This window comes from Variovorax sp. Root411, from assembly GCF_001425205.1.
In the GTDB taxonomy this organism is placed as follows: domain Bacteria; phylum Pseudomonadota; class Gammaproteobacteria; order Burkholderiales; family Burkholderiaceae_C; genus Variovorax.
Genome location: NZ_LMDW01000021.1, coordinates 1 through 19,679, shown reverse-complemented (window position 1 = coordinate 19,679; position 19,679 = coordinate 1). Strand labels below are relative to the sequence as shown.

Sequence of the window (19,679 nt, the reverse complement as noted above, 5' to 3'; positions counted from 1 at the left end):
AGCTCCTAAGCGCCAGCTAAGTCAGGCTACCGACACGCTCGACGGCGCAGCGCCTGCAATCTGCCGCAGCGCGCGCTCGAACACCTCGACAGGCTGGCCGCCGGAGATCAGGTGCTGGTCGTTGATGATGATCGCGGGCACCGAGTGGATGCCGGCGTCGGTGTACATGCGCTCGCGTTCGCGCGTTTCCTGCGCGAATTCGTCGCTGTCCAGGATCTGGCGCGCACGCACCGGGTCGAGCCCCGCTTCGGTCGCCGCGCGCACCAGCACTTCGGGGTCCGACGGGTTCTGGCTGTCGGTGAAGTAGGCCTTCAGCAGCAGCTTCTTGAGTGCCGCCTGCCGGGCCGGGCTCTCGAGCTCGGCCCAGTGCAGCAGCCGGTGCGCGTTGAAGGTGTTGTAGACGCGCGGCCGGCCTTCAGGGCTGAACTCGAAGCCGACGGCAGCGCCGCGCTGGCGGATCATCTCGCGCGACTGGGCCTGTTGTTCGCGCGTGGAGCCGTACTTCTGATTGAGGTGCTCGAAGGTGTCCTGGCCTTCGGGCGGCATCTGCGGGTTCAGCTCGAAGGGCTGGAAGTGCAGCTCCGCTGTGACCCCGGGCGCCACGTTCCTGAGCGCCGCCTCGAGCGAACTCAAGCCGACGGCGCACCAGGGGCAGGACACATCGGAGACGAAGTCGATCTTGAGATGGGAAGAAGAGGTAGTCATGGCGCCATTCTTCACGGCGCCACAACCCTTGGCCTGCGAAAGGTCTTCAGCCCAGACCCAAGCTCAGGCCGCGGCCTTGGCCATGCGCGCTTCCGCCAGCGTCTTCTCGCGCAGGAGGTCGTACTCCTGCTTGTCGACCGGAATCGCGTCGGGCCTGCCCAGGTCGTTCATGTGCACGCGGTAGGTTTCGCGGGCGCTCCAGGCCGAGACGGCGGCGATGGCGCAGATCGCGAGAGTGATGCAACCGACGGTCAGCGGGATGTTGGCGGCGCCGGGGGGCGCGACCGCCACGAACAGCGCCGGCAGCAGCGCAGTGATCGCGGTGCCGATGTTCTGCGAGATCGCCATGCCCGAGACGCGGGTGCGCGTGGGGAACATCTCCGGATAGAAGCTCGGGAACACGGCGTTGTAGCCCTGGTAGACCACGCCCCACATCAAGAGCGACATCACGATGGCCAGCGGCACGTTGTGGATGCTGATGGCGTACAGGTAGCCGAACGACAGCAGGCCCGAACCGATGGCTCCGACGACGATCGGCAGGCGGCGGCCGATCTTGTCCGACAGGGTGCCGACGTACGGAATCACGATCACGGCCAGGATGTTGCCGATCACCGGAATCCAGAGGTAGATGTCTTTCTCGAAGTTGATGCCGTAGCCGGGCTGCACCGCGTAGGCGGCGCCGAAGATGGTCGCGACCACCGGGATCACGTTCATCAGGGAGCACAGCAGCACGCGCAGCATGTCGGGCCAGCTCTCGGTCACGGCCTGGATCACCGGCGCCTTCGGCACTGCTCCGCTCTTGTCGACTTCGGTGAAAGCGGGTGTCTCGTCAACTTCCCTGCGGATGATGTAGCCGGCCACGATGACGATGAAGCTCAGCAGGAACGGAATGCGCCAGCCCCAGGAGTTGAAGGCGTCCTTGTCCATGTAGTGCGCGAGCGGCAGGAACACGGCGGCCGCCATGATCTGGCCGGCCTGCACGCCCTGCAGCGTGAAGCTCGCGAAGAAGCCGCGGCGCCCGAACGGCGCGTGCTCCAGGATCATCGAGCTCGCGCCGGAAATCTCGCCGGCCACCGCGAAGCCCTGGATCAGGCGCAGCAGCACCAGCAGCGCGGGCGCCCACAGGCCGACCTGGTCATATGTCGGCAGCAGGCCGACGGCAACGGTGGAAAGTCCCATCAGGAACATGCAGAGGATCAGCACGTTCTTGCGGCCGTGTGTGTCGCCCCAGTGGCCCAGCAGCACCGCGCCGATCGGTCGTGCGACGTAGCCCACGCCGTACGTCGCGAGCGACGCGATGATGGCGATCTGCGGGTCGCCCTTCGGAAAGAAGATCTGCGGAAAGATCAGCGCCGCCGCGGTGGCGTAGATGAAGAAGTCGTAGTACTCCAGCGCCGAGCCGATCCAGCCGCTCGCGGTGGCCTTCTTCGACTGGTGCTTGCCTTTCGGCTCGTGGGCCGTGGTGGTTGCCATGGTTTGTCTCCGGGTTGACGAAAAAATCTATCTATTCCTGCGCCTGCGATGCCATGCGCGCGGGTGCGTTGAGCGCGCCGTAGGCGTCGTAGCCCGCGGTGCGCTGTGCCAGTTCGAAGAACAGTCCGCCTTCGATGTTCTCGGTGTAGATGTGCAGGTAGTCGCCCGCCGGCGAACGGTCGAACAGCACGCCCGCTTCGCGCATGCGCGCCAGCAGTTCGGGCGCGATGTCGATGCGCGTGGCCAGGTCGTCGTAGTAGTTGTCGGAGATGGGCACGAAGCGCGTGCCATTGGCGCGCAGTTTCGCGGCCGTGTCGAAGATGTCCGCGCAGCCCAGCGCGATGTGGTGCACCGCCCCGCCGCCGGTCACGCTCAACGTGCGCGCGGTGCGGGTGCGCTGGCTCAGCGACACGTTGAGCACCAGGCGCACGCTGCGGTCCGCGTTGGCAACGCCGCGGCTGCGGATCAGGCCGAAGGGATCGGCCAGCTCCAGGCTTTCGCCTGGTTCCAGGCCGAGCACGGCGCGCGTGAACAGCACCCAGGTGTCGAGCTGGTCGACCGCCAGGCCCAGGGCCACGTGGTCGATGCGCAGCAGGCCGGCGTCGTTGTCGTCCTTGGCTTGGGCGCCATCGTCTTCGAGGACGAAGTCGGCCTCGTACAGGCCGTTGGCGCCCAGCGCCTCGGGCACGAAGTGAATGAGGTTGCCGCCCGGCGCGACGATGGCGGGCACGTGCAGTTCGTGAGGGCCGACCGGGCTGTCGTGCCGCTGCGAGCGCATCGCGGTCGCGCGGTCCACGGCCGCCAGCGGGTCGCCGCAGCGCACGCCCAGCGCGCACACCGAGGTGCCGTGCGCCTCGAAGCGGCTGCGCGCAAAGGAATCGGGCTGGGCATTGACGATCAGGTTGATCTCGCCCTGGCGATACAGCGTGACGGCCTTGGAGCGATGCTTGCCGATGCGGCGGAAGCCGAGCTGCTTCACCAGCGTGTCCAGCGTTGCGGCCGAAGCCTCGTCGGCCGCGAACTCGATGAACGAAAGGCCCGACAGCGCGGACACCGGCGGCGGGTTGAACAGCTCCACCTGCAGTGGCTGTATCAGGGCTTCGGCCACCAGCCGCGCGCGCGCTTCGCTTTCGAGGTACAGCAGCGAGCGCATGGCGTCCACCGCTGTGCGGCGGTTCGGCGTCTCGCGGAAGATGTCGTTGAAGATCTCGAGCGACAGCGGCCCGGTGTAGCCCGCGCGCAGCACCTGCTCGAAGAAGGCGACCACGTCGAAGTCGCCCTGCCCAGGGAACGAGCGGTGGTGGCGCGCCCACTGCAGCACGTCCATCGACAGCAGCGGCGCGTCGGCCATCTGCAGGAAGAAGATCTTGTCGCCCGGAATCTTGGCGATGCCCGCCGGATCGTCCTTCAGCGAGAGCGTGTGGAAGCTGTCGAGAATCAGGCCGAGATGCGCGTGGTCGGCCTGCTTCACGATGTCCCAGGCCTGGCCGTACAGCGAGGTGTGGCGGCCCCAGGCCAGCGCCTCGAAGCCCACGCGCAGGTTGCGGCGCGCGGCGCGCTCGGCCAGTTCATGCAGTTGCGCGGCGGCGCGTGCCGGGTCGTTGACAGACAGCGGCGAGGTGTTCGAGCAGCACAGCACCATCGGCGCGCCCATGGCTTCCATCAGGTCGAACTTGCGCTCGGCGCGCTCCAGGCTGCGGCTGAACTGCGCCTCGGGCATGCCCTCGAAATCGCGGAACGGCTGGTACAGGTCGATGCTCAGGCCAAGGTCGCCCGCAATGCGGCCCAGCTCGGCGGCAGTGCCCTTGAAGTTGATGAAGTCGGCCTCGAACAGCTCGATGCCGTCGAAACCGGCGGCGGCGACGGCTTCGAGCTTCTGGCGGAGCGTGCCGCTGAGCGAGACGGTGGCGATGGAGCGATGCATGGAGTGGACTTTAGAAATACCCAGCCCTCGCCACAATCAATTCCGAGGCCGACTGATCGATGATCGATCACATGCGTTCATCATTCGCACGAAATGCGGGATAAACCTAGGCTCCCGCCCCCGCCGGTGGCCTTCAAAGGCTGCGCCAGAAATCGATCAGCAGCTGCGTGAACTCCACCGGGCGTTCGACCGCGCTCAGGTGCGCGGCGTCGATGGTGACGAGACGCGCGCCCGGAATGGCCCCGGCCATGGCCTGCGACATCGCCATCGGCGTGGCCTCGTCCTGCAGCCCGCCGACCACCAGCGTGGGCACCGCCATGCGGTGGTTGCTCTCGCGGAAATCGATGGCCGCGACGGCGTTGCAGCTCTCGATGTAGCCCTGTGCGTCGGTGTGCACCAGCACGTCGTGCAGCGCCTTCGCGGCGGCCGCGCCCTCGGGCGTGCCCACGTAGGCCGGCGTGAGCCAGCGCGCCACGGCGCCCGGGGCGATGGCGGCCACGCCCTTGGCGGCCACCGTCTCGGCGCGTGCGCGCCAGGGGGCCTGGTCGGGGTAGTGGGCCGACGAGTTGGCGATCACCACCGTCTTCAGCAGTTCGGGGTGCCGCACCGCCAGCGCCTGCGCGGTCATGCCGCCCATCGAGAGTCCGACGAAGTGCACCGGCTCGCCGCCCGCCTCGCGCTCGATGAGCTCGGCCACGTCCTGCGTCAGCGTCTCGACGCGCAGTGCACCGGGCACCACTTCCGACGCGCCGTGGTTGCGGTGGTCGTAGCGCAGCACCGTGTGGGCGCGCGCGAGCTGGGCGGCCACGCCGTTCCACATGCTCAGGTCGCAGCCGAGCGCATGGCTGAGCACGACGATGGGGCCATCGCCTTCGCGGACGACATTCAGACGGGTCATGGTGTGGTTTCCTTTTTCGGGTGTTGAAGACGCGGCAGCCAGAAGAACGCGATGGCCATCAGCACGCCGCCGGCCAGCAGCATGGGCACGACCATCGGCCAGGCGCCATGGGAAAAATCGGCGTCGACGAAATGCGAGGCCGCCTGGCCCACGCAGAACGCGACCATCATCACGCCGAAGCCGGACCACGACACGGCCCGCCCCGCCAGGTGCGGCAAGTCCCCCACCGCGCCCGCCTGTCCGCAGGGCTGGTGGATGCCGTGGCCGAGGCAATACACGGCATGGCCGAGCAGCAGCGGCACAGCGCTCAGCGGCATCAGCCAGCAACCGAGCGCTTGGACGAGCGCCCCTGCCAGGCTCAGCGAAGCGCCCAGCCGCACGGTGCGCACCGGCCCGTAGCGCCTCAGGAGCGTGCGGCACATGGTGGTGCTGAAGATATAGACCAGCGAGCCGCCGGCCGGGATCCATCCGTACCAAGCAGGCGACCAGCCCAGGTAGCCGATGTAGACCATCGGCGACAGCAGCAGGAAGCAGAACAGCCCGCCCCACGTCGCCGCAGCCAGCGAAGCCCAGGCGCGGAAGGACCGGCTCGCGAACACGGCGCGCGTGCTGCCGCGCGGCGCGGACGACTCGCCCTCGCCCGGCGGCTTGCGCGTTTCGCCGAACGAGCGCCAGCACAGCGCGAACAGCACCGAGGCATACGCCGCCATCGCCACCATCACCCAGCGCCAGCCCGCGCCCTGCACCAGCCAGGCGCCCAGCAATGGCGCCAGAAGGCCGACCACGCCCAGCCCGGTCAGGCCGCGCGCCATCACATGCGGACCTTCGTGCGCGGGGTACAGGTCGCGCACCGCCGCGCGCGAGCACACGAGGATCGCCGCCATCGAGAAGCCCTGCAGCGCGCGCCAGCCCGCAAGCAGCGCCACGCTGCCCGCGAGCGCGCCGCCCAATGCCGCAAGCACGTAGCAGCCGAGCCCCGCCAGCAGCACCGGGCGGCGCCCGAACCGGTCGGCCAGCGGGCCGCACAGCAGCTGCGCGAAGCCGAAGGCCAGCACGAACAGCGTGAGGCTGGTGCTGGCGGAACCGAGTTCCTTCGCAATGGCCGGCAGCGCCGGCAGGTAGCTGTCGGTTGCCATCGGCTGCGCCGCCAGCAAGAGCGGCAGCAGCAAGGAGAAGCTGGCGTCGAACCGGGCCTTTCCGCGGGCGACCGGCGTGCTCACTGGGGCAGCGCAGGCAGCAAGCCCTTCTCGCGCAGGATGCCGGCCGCGATGCCGAACGCATGGTTGGCCACCGGCACGCCGCAGTAGATGGCGGCCATCATGATCACTTCCTTGATGTCCTCGGGCGTGAGGCGCGACTCGGGCGGGCCGTCGAGCGCGGCGCGCACGTGCATGGCGAATTCTTCGTACGCATGGATGCCCAGCATCATCGACAGCACCATGTAGCGGCGCGTCTTGTCGCCCAGCGCGGGGCGGCCCCAGATGTCGTTCCACGCGTGGCGCGTGATCAGTTCCTGGAACTCGGCGTTGAAGCCGTTGCGGTTGGCGAGCGACTTGTCGACCCAGGCATCGCCGAGCACGCGGCGGCGGTTGACGAGGCCGGCTTCGTAGCCGTCGGCGGGAGTTTCGGGGGCGGTCATTGCGAGAGTTCCTTGTCGTTGAGCCGAGCCTGCAGCGCCTTCACTTCGGCGAGTGCGGTCTGTCCGGCGTTGCGGGCGAGCGCGGGGTCGAACCATTCGTCGGCCGCGTCGCGCGGGAGTTCGGAACGCAGCCGGTCGATGTTGGCGCGCATGCGCGCGGCGTCGACCTGCAGGCCGGGCAAGGCGCCCGCCATTGCGCGCACGCTGCCGTGCGCCGACATCAGCAGCTGCGGCCATTCGGCCAGCTCGGCCTGCCAGGCGCCGAGCGCGCGCTCGTGCTGTTGCGGCATGGCGCCGAGCAATGCGGCCACGCGCTGCGGTGCGCGGTGCGCGGCGGCAATGGCGACCATCGAGGCCACCGGGTTGCGCTTGTGCGGCATGGCCGACGAACCGCCGCGGCCAGGCTCGCTGGGTTCTGCAACTTCGCCGACTTCGTACTGCCCGAGCAGCGCGATGTCGACCGCGATCTTGCCGAGGCTGCCGGTAACGAGGCCCAGCTCGCAGCCGAGCGCCACCCATTCGTCGCGCTGCGTGTGCCATGTCGCGCCGGGATCGCCCAGCCCCAGTTCCTTGGCCATGCGCTTGCGTACGGCCGCGCCCTGCCCCTTCATCTGCGCCAGCGTGCCGACGGCGCCGCCGAGCTGCAGCTGCAGCGCATGCTTCGCCGCATCACGCAGGCGGAGGCGGCTGCGCACCAGCGGCGCGGCCCAGCCCGCGCACTTGAAGCCGAAGCTGGTGACCGAAGCCGGCTGCATCAGCGTGCGCGCGAGCATCGGCGTTTCGGCGTGCGTGACAGCCAGGCGCAGCAACGCATCGGCGGCCTTGGCGAGGTCGGCCTCGACGAGGGCGACCGCCTCGCGCGTGACCAGCGCCATCGCGCTGTCGATCACGTCCTGGCTGGTGCTGCCGAAGTGCACGAAAGGCGCGGCCTCGGCATTGAACAGGCCCACGGCTTCGCGCAGCGCCTTCACCAGCGGAATCGCGACGCTGCCCGCGCGGCCGCTCTCGCGCACGATCTTGGCAACATCGAACAGCTCGACCTTGCAACTGCTGACGATCGAATGCGCGGCGCTTTCGGGGATCAGCCCTTCGGCCGCCTGCGCGCGCGCGAGCGCGGCCTCGAAGCGCAGCATGGCGTCGACGAAAGCGCGGTCGCTGAAGGCGCCGAGCGTTTCGGATGTGGAGAGGAAACCTTCAAAAATACTCATGGGGTGACCCGGCCTTTCAGTACTTCAGTTGGGCCACGGCGCGCAGCTCTTCCGGCGAGGCCGTGCCGAAGCCGAAGAACTCGAGGTACGCGGGAATCATCTCGAACAGCATGTCGGTGCCGACCTGCACCTGGCAACCCTTGGCCTTGGCCGCCTGCAGCAACGGCGTGAACTCGGTCTTCATGACGACCTCGCCGACGAAGGTGTTCGGGTCGATGCGGTCCACGTCGAAGGGCAGCGGATCGCCCTCCTTCATGCCGAGCGGCGTGGCGTTGACGACCACGTCGTAGCCCGCTGGGTCCTTCGAGCCCGTGGCCACCTTCATCTGCGGGTAGTGCTCGCGCAGCCGCGCGGCCAGTGCGCCGGCCGAAGCCTCGCTCATGTCGAACAGCATCAGTTCGGCAGCGCCTGCCGCGGCAATCGACGCCGCAATGGCCGAGCCCACGCCGCCCGTGCCCGACACCAGCACGCGCGTGCCCTTGAAGAGGCGCCCCTTGCGCTCCACGCCGCGCACGAAACCCGCGCCGTCGAACTGGTCGCCCAGCAGCGTGCCGTCGGGCCGCTTGAGGATCGCGTTGCAGGCGCCCGCGACGCGCGCCGTGGGCGTCACCTCGTCGACCAGCGCCATCGTCGTGACCTTGTGCGGCATGGTCACCAACGCGCCGCGCAGGTTGCTGAACTTGAAGATCTGCGGCAGCGAGGCCGCGTAGTCCTCGGGCTTCACGCCCATGGGCACGACCACGGCGTCGATGCCCTGCTTGTCGAACCAGGGGTTGTAGATCATTGGAGCCTTGAAGGCTTCGGTGGGATAGCCGATGTGGGCGATGAGCGTGGTCTTGCCGGAAATCATGTCGTTCGTTTCAGTAGGAAGGCGCGGTCAGGCCACGCTGGAGGAGTGGTAGCGCAGCGGCTGCGCGATTTCGGCGTGCATCGCCGGCGGATAGATGATTTCGCGCAGGAAGTTCGAGTCGGCCTGCATCGCGGCGGCCGCGTCCAGATGGCCGAAGTAGCGAAAGTAGTGCGGCATCTGCTGGATCAGCATCTCGAAGCCCGCCTGCGCGTTGAGCCCGCGTGCGCGGGCCGCGCGCACCAGCGGCGTGGGCTGGTTGCGCAGAAGAATGTCGAACAGCGCGGCATGGCTTTCCATCCGCGCCACGTCGACCGGCAATGCATCGCCATCGACCAGCCCGAGCTGCGTGGCGTTGATCACGAGGTCGAAGCCTTCGGGTGCGTTGCTGTTCACCGCGGCCACGGTCGCGTCGAAGAAGGCATCAAGCTTGGCGGCCACGCCGGCCGCCTTGCCTGCGGCGCTGTCATAGAACGCGATGTACTCCGCGCCGTTCACCGTGCCGCCCTCGGCCAGCGCCACGCCGATGGCCGCGGCGCTCACGCCCGCGCCGAGGATCAGCACGCGCTTGCCGCGGAACGGGATGCTGCAGTGGTCGAGCGCGCCGATCAGGCCTTCGCCGTCGAACAGGTCGCCTTCGAGCTGGTCGCCCTCGGTGCGGCGCACCACGTTGACCGAGCCGGCCACGCGGCCGAAGAGGCCGCAGCCGTCGAGCAGGTCGACCACCAGCGGCTTGTGCGGCGGCGCGATCACCATGCCGCGCAAGTTGCGCGCAAGAAAGGCCGACTTGAAGAACACCGCAAAGTCGCGCACTGGCACCTGCATGGGCAGCAGCACGGCATCGATGCCGAAACGCTCGAAGGCGGCGTTGAACATGCGCGGCAGCCGCACGTTGCGAACCGGGTCGCCGGGAATCAGGTAAGCCTGGGTGCTGCCGCGGATGGAATGGCTCATGTGCGTGCTTCCGTTCGTCAATCGCTCTTTTCGAGGCCGGATGCCGAGCTTTATAGTCGCTTCACCCAAATCTCGCAGCCCCCTCACAGGACAAACGATCGATCATCGAACTTTAAAAATCGTTTATCGTTCGATTCAAGGGTTTTCACCTGCATTCAATGCAGCCCCCGAACCCTTCCACGAAGGCACACTTCCCGCCATGAGCAAGGACAGCAAGGACGACGCCGCGCCCCCGCCCGGCCTGGACAAGCGCGACTGGATCGCCGGCCTGGAGCGCGGCGTGAGCATCATCGAGGCCTTCGACGATGCCAACCCGCGCCTCACCGCCAGCCAGGCCGGCCAGCGCACGAACATGACCCGCACCGCCGCCCGGCGCTACCTGCTGACCTTGCAGCACATGGGCTACGTCGCGAGCGACGGCAAGCTGTTCTGGCTCACGCCGCGCGTGCTGCGGCTGGGCCAGTCGTACCTGGAGTCTGCCCGGCTGCCGCGCGTGGTGCAGCCCTTCCTGCAGCGGGTGGCCGCCGGTACCAACGAGATCGCCTACCTCAGCGTGATGGACGGCGACGAGGTGGTCTACATCGCGCGCAACGGCCCCAACCGCAGCATGAGCACGGGCTACGTGCTCGGCGCGCGCGTGCCGGCGCAGGTCACGGCCTCGGGCATGCTGATGCTGTCGCTGCGCAGCGATGCCGAGCTGAACGAATGGCTGACGACCCGGCAGCTCACGGTGTTCACCTCGCACACCATCTCGAGCATGGAGCGCATGAAGCTCGAGCTGGCGCGCATCCGGGCGCAGGGCTGGGCTCTTTCGGAACAGCAGCTCGACCTGAACTCACGCGGCATCGCGGTGCCGCTGCGCGACCGGCACGGCACGCTGGTCGGGGCGCTGAACATCACGATGCCGATGGGGCATGAAAGCTCGGAAGACGCGGTGGCGCGCGTGCTGCCGGTGCTGCGCGAGACGGCGCAGGCGATGCGCAACCTGATCTGACTGACAGCTTTCCGACAGCAACCGTCGGGCACCATGCGCGCTTTCAATCCAAAAGCGCTGGAGACAAGCACCATGTCCGACCTCTTCGTTCCCGACGACGCCCGCCTGAACCGCCGCGGCCTGCTGCAAGCCGGCGGCGCCGCAGCCCTCGGCGGCCTGCTCCCCTCCCTGGCTTCGGCGCAGGACACCTGGCCCAGCAAGTCGATCCGCTTCGTCGTGCCCTTCGCGCCGGGCGGCAGCTCGGAGATCGTCGCGCGCTCGACCGCCGCCGAACTCTCGCGCACGCTGGGCCAGAGCGTGTTCGTCGACAACAAGCCGGGCGCCGCCGGCAACATCGCGATGAGCGAGGTGGCGCGCAGCACCGACCAGCACACGCTGATCCTCGGCCACATCGGCACGCTGGCGGTCAACCCGTACATCTTCGCCAAGCTGCCCTACGACGCGAACAAGGACTTCAAGCCCGTGAGCCTGCTGGCCAAGGTGCCCAGCCTGTACGTGGTGCACCCCGACGTGCCGGCGAAGAACCTCAAGGAGTTCATCGCCTATGCCAAGTCGAAGCCCGGCAAGCTCAGCTACGGCTCGGCGGGCAACGGCAGCGCGGGCCAGCTCGCCTTCGAGTACCTGAAGATGACAGCCGACGTGTTCATGCTGCACGTGCCCTACCGCGGCACCGGCCCGATGGTGACCGACCTGCTCTCGGGCCGGCTCGACGCCTCCGCCATTGGCGCGGCGGCGATCATTCCGTTCATCAAGGCCGGCAAGGTGCGCTGCATCGCGACCGGCTCGGCCAAGCGCCTTGCGCAACTGCCCGATGTGCCGACCGTGGCCGAACAGGGCTTTCCGGGTTTCGAGATGACGCAGTGGTACGGCATGCTCGCACCGGCCAACATCGCGCCTGCCAACCTGGCCAAGCTTTCCGCCGAGACGATGAAGGCCGTGAAGTCACCCGATTCGATGCAGCGTTTGACGGCCGACGCCGCTGAGGCCATCGGCGGCACGCCCGAGCAGTTCGCGCAGTTCATCGCGGCCGAGCAGGCGCGCTGGCAAAAGGTCATCGCAAGGGCAAACATCAAGCCGGATTGAGCCCTGCCGGCCCTAGCATCGGCCCATGCGCATCCTCCTTGCCGAAGACGAACACACCCTGGGCACCTGGCTGTGCAAGGCGCTGGAGCACGCGGGCATCCAGGTCGAATGGGTAGACGATGGGCGCCTGGCCGACCGGGCGCTGCAGCAGCGCGACCACGACGCGCTGGTGCTCGACCTGGGCCTGCCCGGGCTCGACGGGCACACGGTGCTGCAGCGGCTGCGCGAACGCGACCAGCGGCTGCCGGCGCTGATCCTCACGGCGCGCGACTCGCTGAACGAACGCGTCGCCTCGCTCAACGCGGGCGCCGACGACTTCCTCGCCAAGCCTTTTGCACTGGCCGAGCTCGAGGCGCGGCTGCACGCACTGGTGCGGCGTGCGCGGGGCATCGAGCATCCGCGGCTGGCCTGCGGCCCGCTGGTGTACGACGGCGCGCGCCGGCACTTCACGCTGAACGGCGAGGCGCTGGCGCTCTCGCCGCGCGAACTGGCCGTGCTGCGCGTGCTGGTGCAGCGCAGCGGAGAGCCGCTGTCGAAGCAGCAGATCCTGGAGCGCGTGTTCTCCGATGACGAAGACGTGCACCCCGAGGCGGTAGAGGTCTTCGTCTACCGGCTACGCAAGCGGCTCGACGGTAGCGGAGTTCGCATCGTCACGCTGCGCGGACTCGGCTACGTGCTGGAAGCGGACTGAGTGAGCGTGACGCTGAACCTTGCAGCGCGTCTGCGGCGCGCGAGCCTGTGGCAGCGGCTCGCACTGCTGCTGTTCCCCGCCCTCCTCATCGTGACAGGCATCGAGCTTTGGATGACGCGGCACGACGCGCTCGCCGCAGCCAACGCGGCGTACGACCGCTCGCTGCTGGGCGCGCTCAAATCCATCGACGCCAACATCTCGACCGCCTCGGGCGGCCTGTCGGTGGAGCTGCCGTACACGATGTTCGAGTTCTTCGAGCTCACGGCGAGCGGGCAGGTGTTCTTTCGTGTGTCCACGTCCGACGGGCTGGTCGAGCTCGGCAGCGCCGACCTGCCCGCACCGCCCGCCGAACTGGCGATGGGCGTGCCGGCCTTCTACGACGCGGCCTACTTCGGAGAATCGGTGCGGCTCGCGGCCTACCGGCGCGACCTCGATCGCGCGCCGGCCGGCAGCACCGGGCGCAGCGTGCTGATCCAGGTGGGCGAGAGCACGCGCTCGCGGCAGGAGTTCAGCGCGCGCTTCGTGCGCAGCGCAGCACTGCGCGATGCTCTTGTGCTGGCGATACTGCTGTGCGGCACCGCCATTGCGCTGGCGGCGGCGCTGCGGCCCCTGTCGCGGCTGGCGCGCGAGGTGCAGGCGCGCACGCCGGACGACCTCACGCGCATCGCAGAAACCGACCTGCCCGCCGAAGTGCGCCCGCTGGTGACGGCGGTCAACCAGCAGATGTCGCGCACGCAAGAGCTCGTCACGCAGCAGCGCCAGTTTTTGGACGACGCCTCGCACCAACTGCGCACGCACCTGACCACGCTGCAGATGCAGGCCGACTACGCGCGGCGCGAGCAGGACCCGGCGCAGGTGCAGGTGGCGCTCGACGCGCTTGGCACCGAGATCGGCCGCGCGACGCGCAGCGCACAGCAGCTGCTGGCACTGGGCCGCAGCGACACGGTGTCGGTGGAACCCGCCGAGTTCGACGTCGCGGCATTGCTGCGCGAGGTGGCGGTCGATCTGCTGCCGCTGGCGCGCGCCAAGCGCATCGACCTGGGCATTCATTCGCCCGCGCCTGAATTCCTTGCCGTGGCGGATCGATCCTTGATGCGCGAGGCGCTGGGCAACCTGGTGGCCAACGCCATCACCTACACGCCTGCCGAGGGCACGATCACGCTCTTTGCCGCGGGCGACGCGGCGGGCTGGAGCCTCAACGTAGAGGACAACGGCCCCGGCATCGGCGACGAGGAGCGCGCCGCGCTCGGCCAACGCTTCCGGCGCGGCGCGCGCGCCGGCAAGGGCGGCTTCGGGCTCGGGCTGGCCATTGCGCGTTCCATCGCGCAGCGGCACCGGGGCGAGTTGCGGCTCGAAGCGCGCGAGGCCGGCACCGGCCTGCATGCAATCATCTGGTGGCCCCGCACCAAAGCCACGACTGCCGCCTGACAGGACCGCCGCCATGACCATGCCACCTACCCGCCGCCACGCACTTCGCGCGCTGTCCGCGCTGCTGATGCCTTGGGGCGCGGGCGCGATGGCTGCTGCGAACGATCCCTCCGAAGACGCCGCCGACTGCGTGATCCCCGCCAAGGCCGGCGGCGGCTTCGCACTGACCTGTGCGCTCGCGCGCGATGCGCTGCAGGCCGTGCGCCCGGCTCGCCCGCCGCTCGCCCAGCGCTACCTGCCGGGCGGCATCGGCGCCGTAGCCTTCGACCGCATTGCCACCGGCCGCCTCGGCGGGCCGGGCACGCTGGTGGCGTTCTCGAGCGGCTCGCTACTCAACCTCGCACAGGGCCGCTTCGGACCGCATTCGCCTTCGGCCGTGCGCTGGATCACAACGCTCGGAACCGACTATGGCGTGATCGCCGTGCACCGCGATTCGCCCTACAAGCGCCTGCAGGACCTCGTCGCCGCGCTGCGGCAGGACCCGTCGCGCATCGCCTTCGGCGCGGGCGGCACGGTGGGCAGCCAGGACTGGGTGAAGGCCGCGCTGCTGGTGCGCGCCGCGGGGCGCGACCACAAGGCGATGCGCTTCGTATCGTTCGAGGGCGGGGGCGATGCGCTCGGCGCGCTGCAGGGCAAGCATGTGGACGCCTTTCCGGGCGATGCGGCCGAGGCGCTGCAGGCTATTGCGGGCGGTGCGGCTGTGCGCCTGCTCGCCGTGCTGTCGGAGAACCGGCTCGGCGGCGCACTCACCGGCGTGCCGACCGCGCGCGAACAAGGCGTCGATGTGGTGTGGCCCACCGTGCGCGGCCTTTACCTGAGCGCGGCCGTGCCGGAATCGGCCGTGCGCGCGTGGACCGCGGCCTTTCGCGAGGCGAGCGCGGCGCCCGGCTTCGCTGCCTTGCGCGAGCAGCACGGCCTGTACCCCTTTGCGCTCACCGGCGCCGCGCTCGACGACTACGTGCAGGCGCAGATCAAGAGTTATCGGCGGCTGGCGGACGAACTGGGCTTGCGGCGCTGGCCTTCCTGAACGCCGGGCAGTCTTGTCAGGCCGCCTTCAGGAACACGTCGTGGTCGGGCGCGAAGTTGGCGTGCAGCGGCAGCATCGCGCCGCCCAGCGCACAGGCTTGCGCCCCCGCCTTGCCGCCATGCAGCCGAGGCTGCCAAAGGCCTTCCCAGTTGCAGCCGTCCAGCGCGGCGCGGGTCTGGTCGAGCAGCGCCTGCAGCAGCGGGCGCGACATCGAGCCGTCCACCACCACGTCGGGCAGGTCCAGCATGGCGGTGCCGCTCACGATGGCATGCGCCAGCGCCTGCGAGGCGCTCTCCAGCCAGGCTTGTGTGGTGGCGGCATAGGGCGGCTGCAGGGCGCGGTCGTCATAAGCGGCCATGGCGTCCAGGCCCTCGCCGGCCAGGCGCTGCTCCAGCTCCCAGAGCGACGCCTGCCCAACCAGCTGCGGCGGCAGCGCGCCGCGGCTGCCCGGAGGCTGCATCGGCAATGAAGCGAGCGCGCCCGCGTTGCCGTGCGCACCCGTGTGCAGATGCGAGTTGATGACCAGCCCGCCGCCCACGAAGGTGTCGACGAAGATGTAGAGGAAGCTCTTCAGGTCGTGCCCTCGCCCGCCGACCAGCTCGGCCACGCAGGCCGCCACCGTGTCGCGCGCGAAGCTCACCGGCACGTCGGTGCGCGCGCGCACCTCGGCGGCCAGGTCCATCTGGTTCCACAGGTCGGACTGCGCCTTCGACAACCCCAGCGTGCGGTGCCAGCCGCCGAGCTGGAACGGCGCGGCCAGCCCCGCGCCCACATTGCGCACGGCCAACGGCCCCAGCCCGTCGCGCAGCCGGTGGATGTGCTGCGCGATGGCGGGCAGCAGTTCGTCCGCATCGGGAAAGTCGTAGCTGATCGCGTGGCGCTCGCGCACCTGCGCGGCGAAGTCGATCAGCAGCCATTCGGCGCCGCGCCGCCCCACCTTGATGCCGATGGCGAAGGCGCCGTCGGGGTTCAGCGCCAGCGGCACCGAAGGCTGCCCGATGCGCCCACGCACGCGGCTCTGCTTGACGATGAGCCCGTCTTCTTCCAGCCGCGCGGTGATGAGCCCGATGGTCTGCGCGCTGAGCCCGGTCAGCCGCGCGAGGTCGGCCTTGGGCAGGCTCGTGTGAACGCGCAGTGCCTGCAGCACCGTGCGCTCGTTGAACTGGCGCATGCCGACCTGGTTGGAGCCGCGGGGCCGCAACAGGTCGGGGGTGCGCGCAGGCATGTCCGCATCAGGCATGCGCCTCCGCGGGCAACTGGTCGGCCGTCATGGCGCCGGTCATCACGGCGACCGTGTCGCTCATGCTGATCTTCTTCGGGTTGAGCACGGCCGCGCGACGGCCAAGGCGCGCCACGTGGATGCGGTCGGCCACCTCGAACACGTGCGGCATGTTGTGGCTGATGAGCACCACGGGCAGGCCGCGATCGCGCACACGGCGGATCAGCTCCAGCACCATGTTGCCCTCCTTCACGCCGAGGGCGGCGGTGGGCTCGTCCATGATGACCACGTGCCGCGCGAAGGCCGCGCTGCGCGCCACGGCCACGCACTGGCGCTGGCCGCCCGAGAGCGTTTCGACGGCCTGCGTCATCGACTGGATGCCGACCTTCAGGTCGGCCATGCGGGCCGTGCTTTCCTTCAGCATCTGCTTCTTGTCGAGCATGCGCAGCACGTTGCCCAGGAAGCCGGGGCGGCGCAGCTCGCGGCCGAGGAACAGGTTCTCGTAGATGGTCATGGCCGGGGCCACGGCGAGATCTTGATAGACCGTCTCGATGCCGGCGCGGCGCGCATCCAGCGGATTGCGGAAATGCACTGCCTTGCCGTCGAGCAGGATCTGCCCTTCGTCGGGCACCACCGCGCCCGACAGCGCCTTGATGAGCGAGGACTTGCCCGCGCCGTTGTCGCCGATCACCGCGAGGATTTCTCCTTCGCGCAGCTCGAAGTCGACACCGTCGAGCGCCGTGACCTGGCCGTAGCGCTTCACCAGGCCCTTGGCCTGCATCACGATCTTGGGGTTGGCGATGGTGTTCATCAGCGGGCCCCCTTGCGCGAGAGTTGGTCGGCCGCTACCGCAAGAATCACCAGCACGCCCGTCACCAGCACCTGGTAGATCGACGACACGCCCATCAGCGTGAGCCCGTTGCGGAACACGCCCACGATCAGCACGCCGATCAGCGAGCCCAGCACGATGCCGCGGCCGCCGAACAGGCTGGTGCCGCCAAGCACCACGGCCGTGATGGCGTCGAGGTTCTCGGTCTGCCCCGCGTTCGGGTCGCCCACGCCGGTGCGCGCCACCGACAGCAGCGAGGCAATACCGTAGAGTGCGCCCGCCGCCACGTACACGCCCAGCAGCACGCGCTGCGTCGGAATGCCGACCAGCCGCGTGGCCTCGGCGTTGTTGCCCACTGCATAGATGTGCCGGCCAGCACCCGTCTCGCGCAGCACGAACCACGCGAGCAGGTAGAGCACGAGCATCAGCACCGAACCCCACGCCACTTCGGCATTGCCGATGGCGAAGGTGGTGCCCAGGCCCGTGAGGCCGCCGGGCAAATCGGTGATGGTCTGCGACGACGAATACAGCTGCGTGATCGCGAAGGCGATGTTCAGCGTGCCCAGCGTCACGATGAAAGGCGGCAGCTTGATGCGCGTGACCAGCAGCCCGTTGAGCAGGCCGAACAGCGTGGTCACACCGATGCCGCAAAGGATGGCCACCGGCGCGGGCATGCCCAGTTCGGTCGCGAACTTGCTCATGATGATCCCGCCCAGCGCCATCACCATGCCGCACGACAGGTCGATGCCCGCCGTGAGGATGATCAGCGTCTGGCCGATGGCGATCACGCCGACCACCATCACCTGCTGCAGGATCAGCGAGAGATTGCCGCCGGTGAGAAAGCGGTCCGACTGGGTCGCAAAGAAGATGCACGCGCCGAGAAGAGCCAGCCACGGCCCGAGGGCGCCCCACGGAATGTGGTGCGTTGGAGACTTCGCCATGGCTTCGTCCTGATGTTTCCGATTACTTCTTGCCCCAGCACAGCTCGGTGCCGGTCTTGGTGTCCTTGCTGTCGACGCCGGCCACGCTCTTGCCGGCGATCAGCGTCACGCCCGTGTCGACGTAGCCCGAGGCTTTCTTGCCGGTCTTGGCGAATTCCACGCCTGCGGCCACGCCCATGGCGGCCATCTTCAGCGGGTACTGCTGCGAGGTCGCGGCGATGACGCCCGCGGCCGTGTCCTTGATGCCCTGGCAGCCGCCGTCGACCGAGACGATCATCACGCCCTTCTCCTTGCCCGCGCGCTTCAGCGCGTTGTAGGCACCGGCCGCGGCGGGCTCGTTGATGGTGTAGACCAGGTTCACGTCAGGTGCCTTCTGCAGGCAGTTTTCCATCACCGTCTGCGCCTTGGCCTGGTCGCCGTAGCTGTCGGCCATGCAGACGATCTCTGGCGTTTTCGACAGCTCGTTCGACTTGGCGTCGTTGGCGGCAAGCCCGAAGCCCTTCATGAAGCCGTTGTGGCGCTGCGCGCCTACCGGGTGGCCCGGCAGCAGGTCGAGCGCGATGATCTTCGCCGGCTTGCCGGCCATCGCGGCCTTGGCGTATTCGCCGATCAGCACGCCGGCCGTGTAGTTGTTGGTGGCGAACAGCGCATCGGTCGCGTCCGGCGGATCGGCCGGGCTGTCGAGCGCGATCACCATCACGCCCTTGTCGCGCGCCTTCTTGATCGCCGGCACGATGGCCTTGGCGTCGCTCGGCGTAATGAGGATGGTCTTGGCGCCGGCAGCGATCATGTTTTCCATTGCCGTGATCTGGCCCGCGTTGTCGCCGTCGGCCTTGCCAGCGCCTGAGAGCAGCTTTGCGCCGAGCTTCTTGGCCTCTTCCTGCGCGCCTTCCTTCATCTTGACGAAGAAGGGGTTGGTTTCGGTCTTGGTGACGAGGCCGATGACGGGCTGGTCGGCGGCGAAGGCGGTGGATGCGGCCACTGCGGTGAGGGACATGGCCGCCATGGCCAGGATGGAGCGGGAGCTGAACATGGATGGTCTCCTTGGGCGGGCGGCGAAGCGCCTGCGGTCTTGTGGAACCGGATCGCTCGGGCCTTGAGGGCTCGGTGTCCGGGCGCAGGGAGACTATCGGCCAGCGGAGGGACTAAATCAAGTGGATTTAGTTATCGAAAACCCGGGGTTGCGGCGAGGGGCGGGACGGTTCGGATCAGTGCGAAGACCCGTTCTCGAAGGGCATGTGCTCCTGGCCTTTTCCAAAATTTTCAAGCCATTCTCAAGCAACGAGTACAGCCCCTCAATCTCGTCGCCGGATTTCCCCTTCAACGAGGCAAGATACTGAGTTAATCGGTGAGCATCGATTGCTCTTGAAGTCTTACAGAAATGGTTGTGCGCGTCTATTACATCACCGCGCTCACTTGCAAAGCTATATCCAAGGCCATGCTTTTTGTACGTCCAACTCCCGCCATCGATCGTCAGCACTCCCGATTTAGGAAAATCAGCAAGCAGCTTGAAGTCGATCACATCGGGGTTTTTTAAAAAAAATTCTTGGAGAAGCCTCCTTTGCATGGAGTCGATCTCGACTGCAGCCTGCAAAATCTCCTCTGGCGACATAACTAGCATCTATTCATCCTTTCGGTCCGAGCCATTGCAGCCTGGTCTTTTAGTGTCTGGACCTCTTCTGGCGACTTCATTCGCGAAGGCCTCCGGCGTTCTCTGCTGCTGCCCGTTCCATAGCGGGTCCTGCTCGATGTCGTAGCGCCCGCCGTTGCCGGCCATCAGCGCCTTCACGTCCGTCGTCTCGCTCAGTTCGACAGCATG

Annotated in this window: 20 protein-coding genes; 5 read left to right on the top strand and 15 right to left on the bottom strand. The window is 68.3% G+C overall.

Annotated elements, in window-relative coordinates:
• Nucleotides 1–21: 21 nt before the first annotated feature.
• From ASC92_RS26905 to ASC92_RS26865, 9 genes are all read right to left on the bottom strand, one after another.
• Entirely contained in the window at nucleotides 22–705 is a 684-nt protein-coding gene (locus ASC92_RS26905) for a DsbA family oxidoreductase (protein ID WP_056522265.1), read from the bottom strand.
• A 63-nt stretch (nucleotides 706–768) separates the two neighbouring features.
• The gene (locus ASC92_RS26900; RefSeq protein WP_056522263.1) at nucleotides 769–2,178 is read right to left on the bottom strand and encodes an MFS transporter; all 1,410 of its coding nucleotides are present in this window, start codon (nucleotides 2,176–2,178) and stop codon (nucleotides 769–771) included.
• A gap of 31 nt (nucleotides 2,179–2,209) precedes the next feature.
• On the bottom strand, nucleotides 2,210–4,102 hold the full coding sequence (locus ASC92_RS26895; RefSeq protein WP_056522261.1) for a bifunctional sugar phosphate isomerase/epimerase/4-hydroxyphenylpyruvate dioxygenase family protein: 1,893 nt from the start codon (nucleotides 4,100–4,102) through the stop codon (nucleotides 2,210–2,212).
• 133 nt (nucleotides 4,103–4,235) lie between these two features.
• A complete protein-coding gene (locus tag ASC92_RS26890; RefSeq protein ID WP_056522258.1) occupies nucleotides 4,236–5,000 on the bottom strand; it encodes an alpha/beta fold hydrolase in 765 nt (254 codons plus the stop codon).
• A complete protein-coding gene (locus ASC92_RS26885) occupies nucleotides 4,997–6,136 on the bottom strand; it encodes an MFS transporter (protein ID WP_235506033.1) in 1,140 nt (379 codons plus the stop codon). The genes ASC92_RS26890 and ASC92_RS26885 overlap by 4 nt, the downstream gene beginning before the upstream one ends.
• Nucleotides 6,137–6,216: 80 nt before the next feature.
• On the bottom strand, nucleotides 6,217–6,639 hold the full coding sequence (locus ASC92_RS26880) for a carboxymuconolactone decarboxylase family protein (RefSeq protein ID WP_056522254.1): 423 nt from the start codon (nucleotides 6,637–6,639) through the stop codon (nucleotides 6,217–6,219).
• Nucleotides 6,636–7,847 (bottom strand): 3-carboxy-cis,cis-muconate cycloisomerase, encoded by a 1,212-nt coding sequence (gene pcaB / locus ASC92_RS26875; RefSeq protein ID WP_056522251.1) that lies wholly within the window; start codon nucleotides 7,845–7,847, stop codon nucleotides 6,636–6,638. Before pcaB ends, ASC92_RS26880 begins: the two co-directional genes overlap by 4 nt.
• Nucleotides 7,848–7,863: 16 nt before the next feature.
• Nucleotides 7,864–8,697: a shikimate dehydrogenase family protein gene (locus tag ASC92_RS26870; RefSeq protein ID WP_056522249.1), complete on the bottom strand. Its 834-nt coding sequence runs from the start codon at nucleotides 8,695–8,697 to the stop codon at nucleotides 7,864–7,866.
• A 27-nt stretch (nucleotides 8,698–8,724) separates the two neighbouring features.
• Nucleotides 8,725–9,648, bottom strand: a complete 924-nt coding sequence (locus ASC92_RS26865; protein WP_056522247.1) for a shikimate dehydrogenase family protein — start codon at nucleotides 9,646–9,648, stop codon at nucleotides 8,725–8,727.
• Between the two features lie 199 nt (nucleotides 9,649–9,847).
• Here ASC92_RS26865 and ASC92_RS26860 point away from each other — a divergent pair, with 199 nt between their 5' ends.
• From ASC92_RS26860 to ASC92_RS26840, 5 genes are all read left to right on the top strand, one after another.
• Nucleotides 9,848–10,642: an IclR family transcriptional regulator domain-containing protein gene (locus ASC92_RS26860; protein WP_056522245.1), complete on the top strand. Its 795-nt coding sequence runs from the start codon at nucleotides 9,848–9,850 to the stop codon at nucleotides 10,640–10,642.
• Nucleotides 10,643–10,714: 72 nt separating this feature from the next.
• A complete protein-coding gene (locus tag ASC92_RS26855) occupies nucleotides 10,715–11,725 on the top strand; it encodes a Bug family tripartite tricarboxylate transporter substrate binding protein (RefSeq protein WP_056522243.1) in 1,011 nt (336 codons plus the stop codon).
• Nucleotides 11,726–11,750: 25 nt separating this feature from the next.
• Nucleotides 11,751–12,416: a response regulator gene (locus tag ASC92_RS26850; RefSeq protein WP_056522241.1), complete on the top strand. Its 666-nt coding sequence runs from the start codon at nucleotides 11,751–11,753 to the stop codon at nucleotides 12,414–12,416.
• A gap of 12 nt (nucleotides 12,417–12,428) precedes the next feature.
• Nucleotides 12,429–13,844 (top strand): sensor histidine kinase, encoded by a 1,416-nt coding sequence (locus tag ASC92_RS26845; RefSeq protein WP_056522742.1) that lies wholly within the window; start codon nucleotides 12,429–12,431, stop codon nucleotides 13,842–13,844.
• A 19-nt stretch (nucleotides 13,845–13,863) separates the two neighbouring features.
• Nucleotides 13,864–14,871, top strand: coding sequence for a tripartite tricarboxylate transporter substrate-binding protein (locus ASC92_RS26840; RefSeq protein WP_157609159.1), 1,008 nt, complete (start codon nucleotides 13,864–13,866; stop codon nucleotides 14,869–14,871).
• A gap of 16 nt (nucleotides 14,872–14,887) precedes the next feature.
• Here ASC92_RS26840 and ASC92_RS26835 read toward each other — a convergent pair whose 3' ends face one another.
• The 6 genes from ASC92_RS26835 to ASC92_RS29530 all read right to left on the bottom strand — a co-directional run.
• On the bottom strand, nucleotides 14,888–16,111 hold the full coding sequence (locus ASC92_RS26835; RefSeq protein ID WP_056522224.1) for an ROK family transcriptional regulator: 1,224 nt from the start codon (nucleotides 16,109–16,111) through the stop codon (nucleotides 14,888–14,890).
• Nucleotides 16,104–16,901 (bottom strand): ATP-binding cassette domain-containing protein, encoded by a 798-nt coding sequence (locus ASC92_RS26830; protein ID WP_056522222.1) that lies wholly within the window; start codon nucleotides 16,899–16,901, stop codon nucleotides 16,104–16,106. Before ASC92_RS26830 ends, ASC92_RS26835 begins: the two co-directional genes overlap by 8 nt.
• A complete protein-coding gene (locus tag ASC92_RS26825) occupies nucleotides 16,901–17,860 on the bottom strand; it encodes an ABC transporter permease (RefSeq protein WP_056522220.1) in 960 nt (319 codons plus the stop codon). Before ASC92_RS26825 ends, ASC92_RS26830 begins: the two co-directional genes overlap by 1 nt.
• Nucleotides 17,861–17,882: 22 nt before the next feature.
• Nucleotides 17,883–18,893 carry a sugar ABC transporter substrate-binding protein gene (locus ASC92_RS26820; protein WP_056522218.1) on the bottom strand — a complete coding sequence of 337 codons (1,011 nt, stop codon included), beginning with the start codon at nucleotides 18,891–18,893 and terminating at the stop codon, nucleotides 17,883–17,885.
• A gap of 117 nt (nucleotides 18,894–19,010) precedes the next feature.
• Nucleotides 19,011–19,481, bottom strand: coding sequence for a DUF6896 domain-containing protein (locus ASC92_RS28815; RefSeq protein WP_157609144.1), 471 nt, complete (start codon nucleotides 19,479–19,481; stop codon nucleotides 19,011–19,013).
• On the bottom strand, nucleotides 19,482–19,679 hold a 198-nt coding region (locus ASC92_RS29530), incomplete at its 5' end, for a hypothetical protein (protein WP_056522215.1).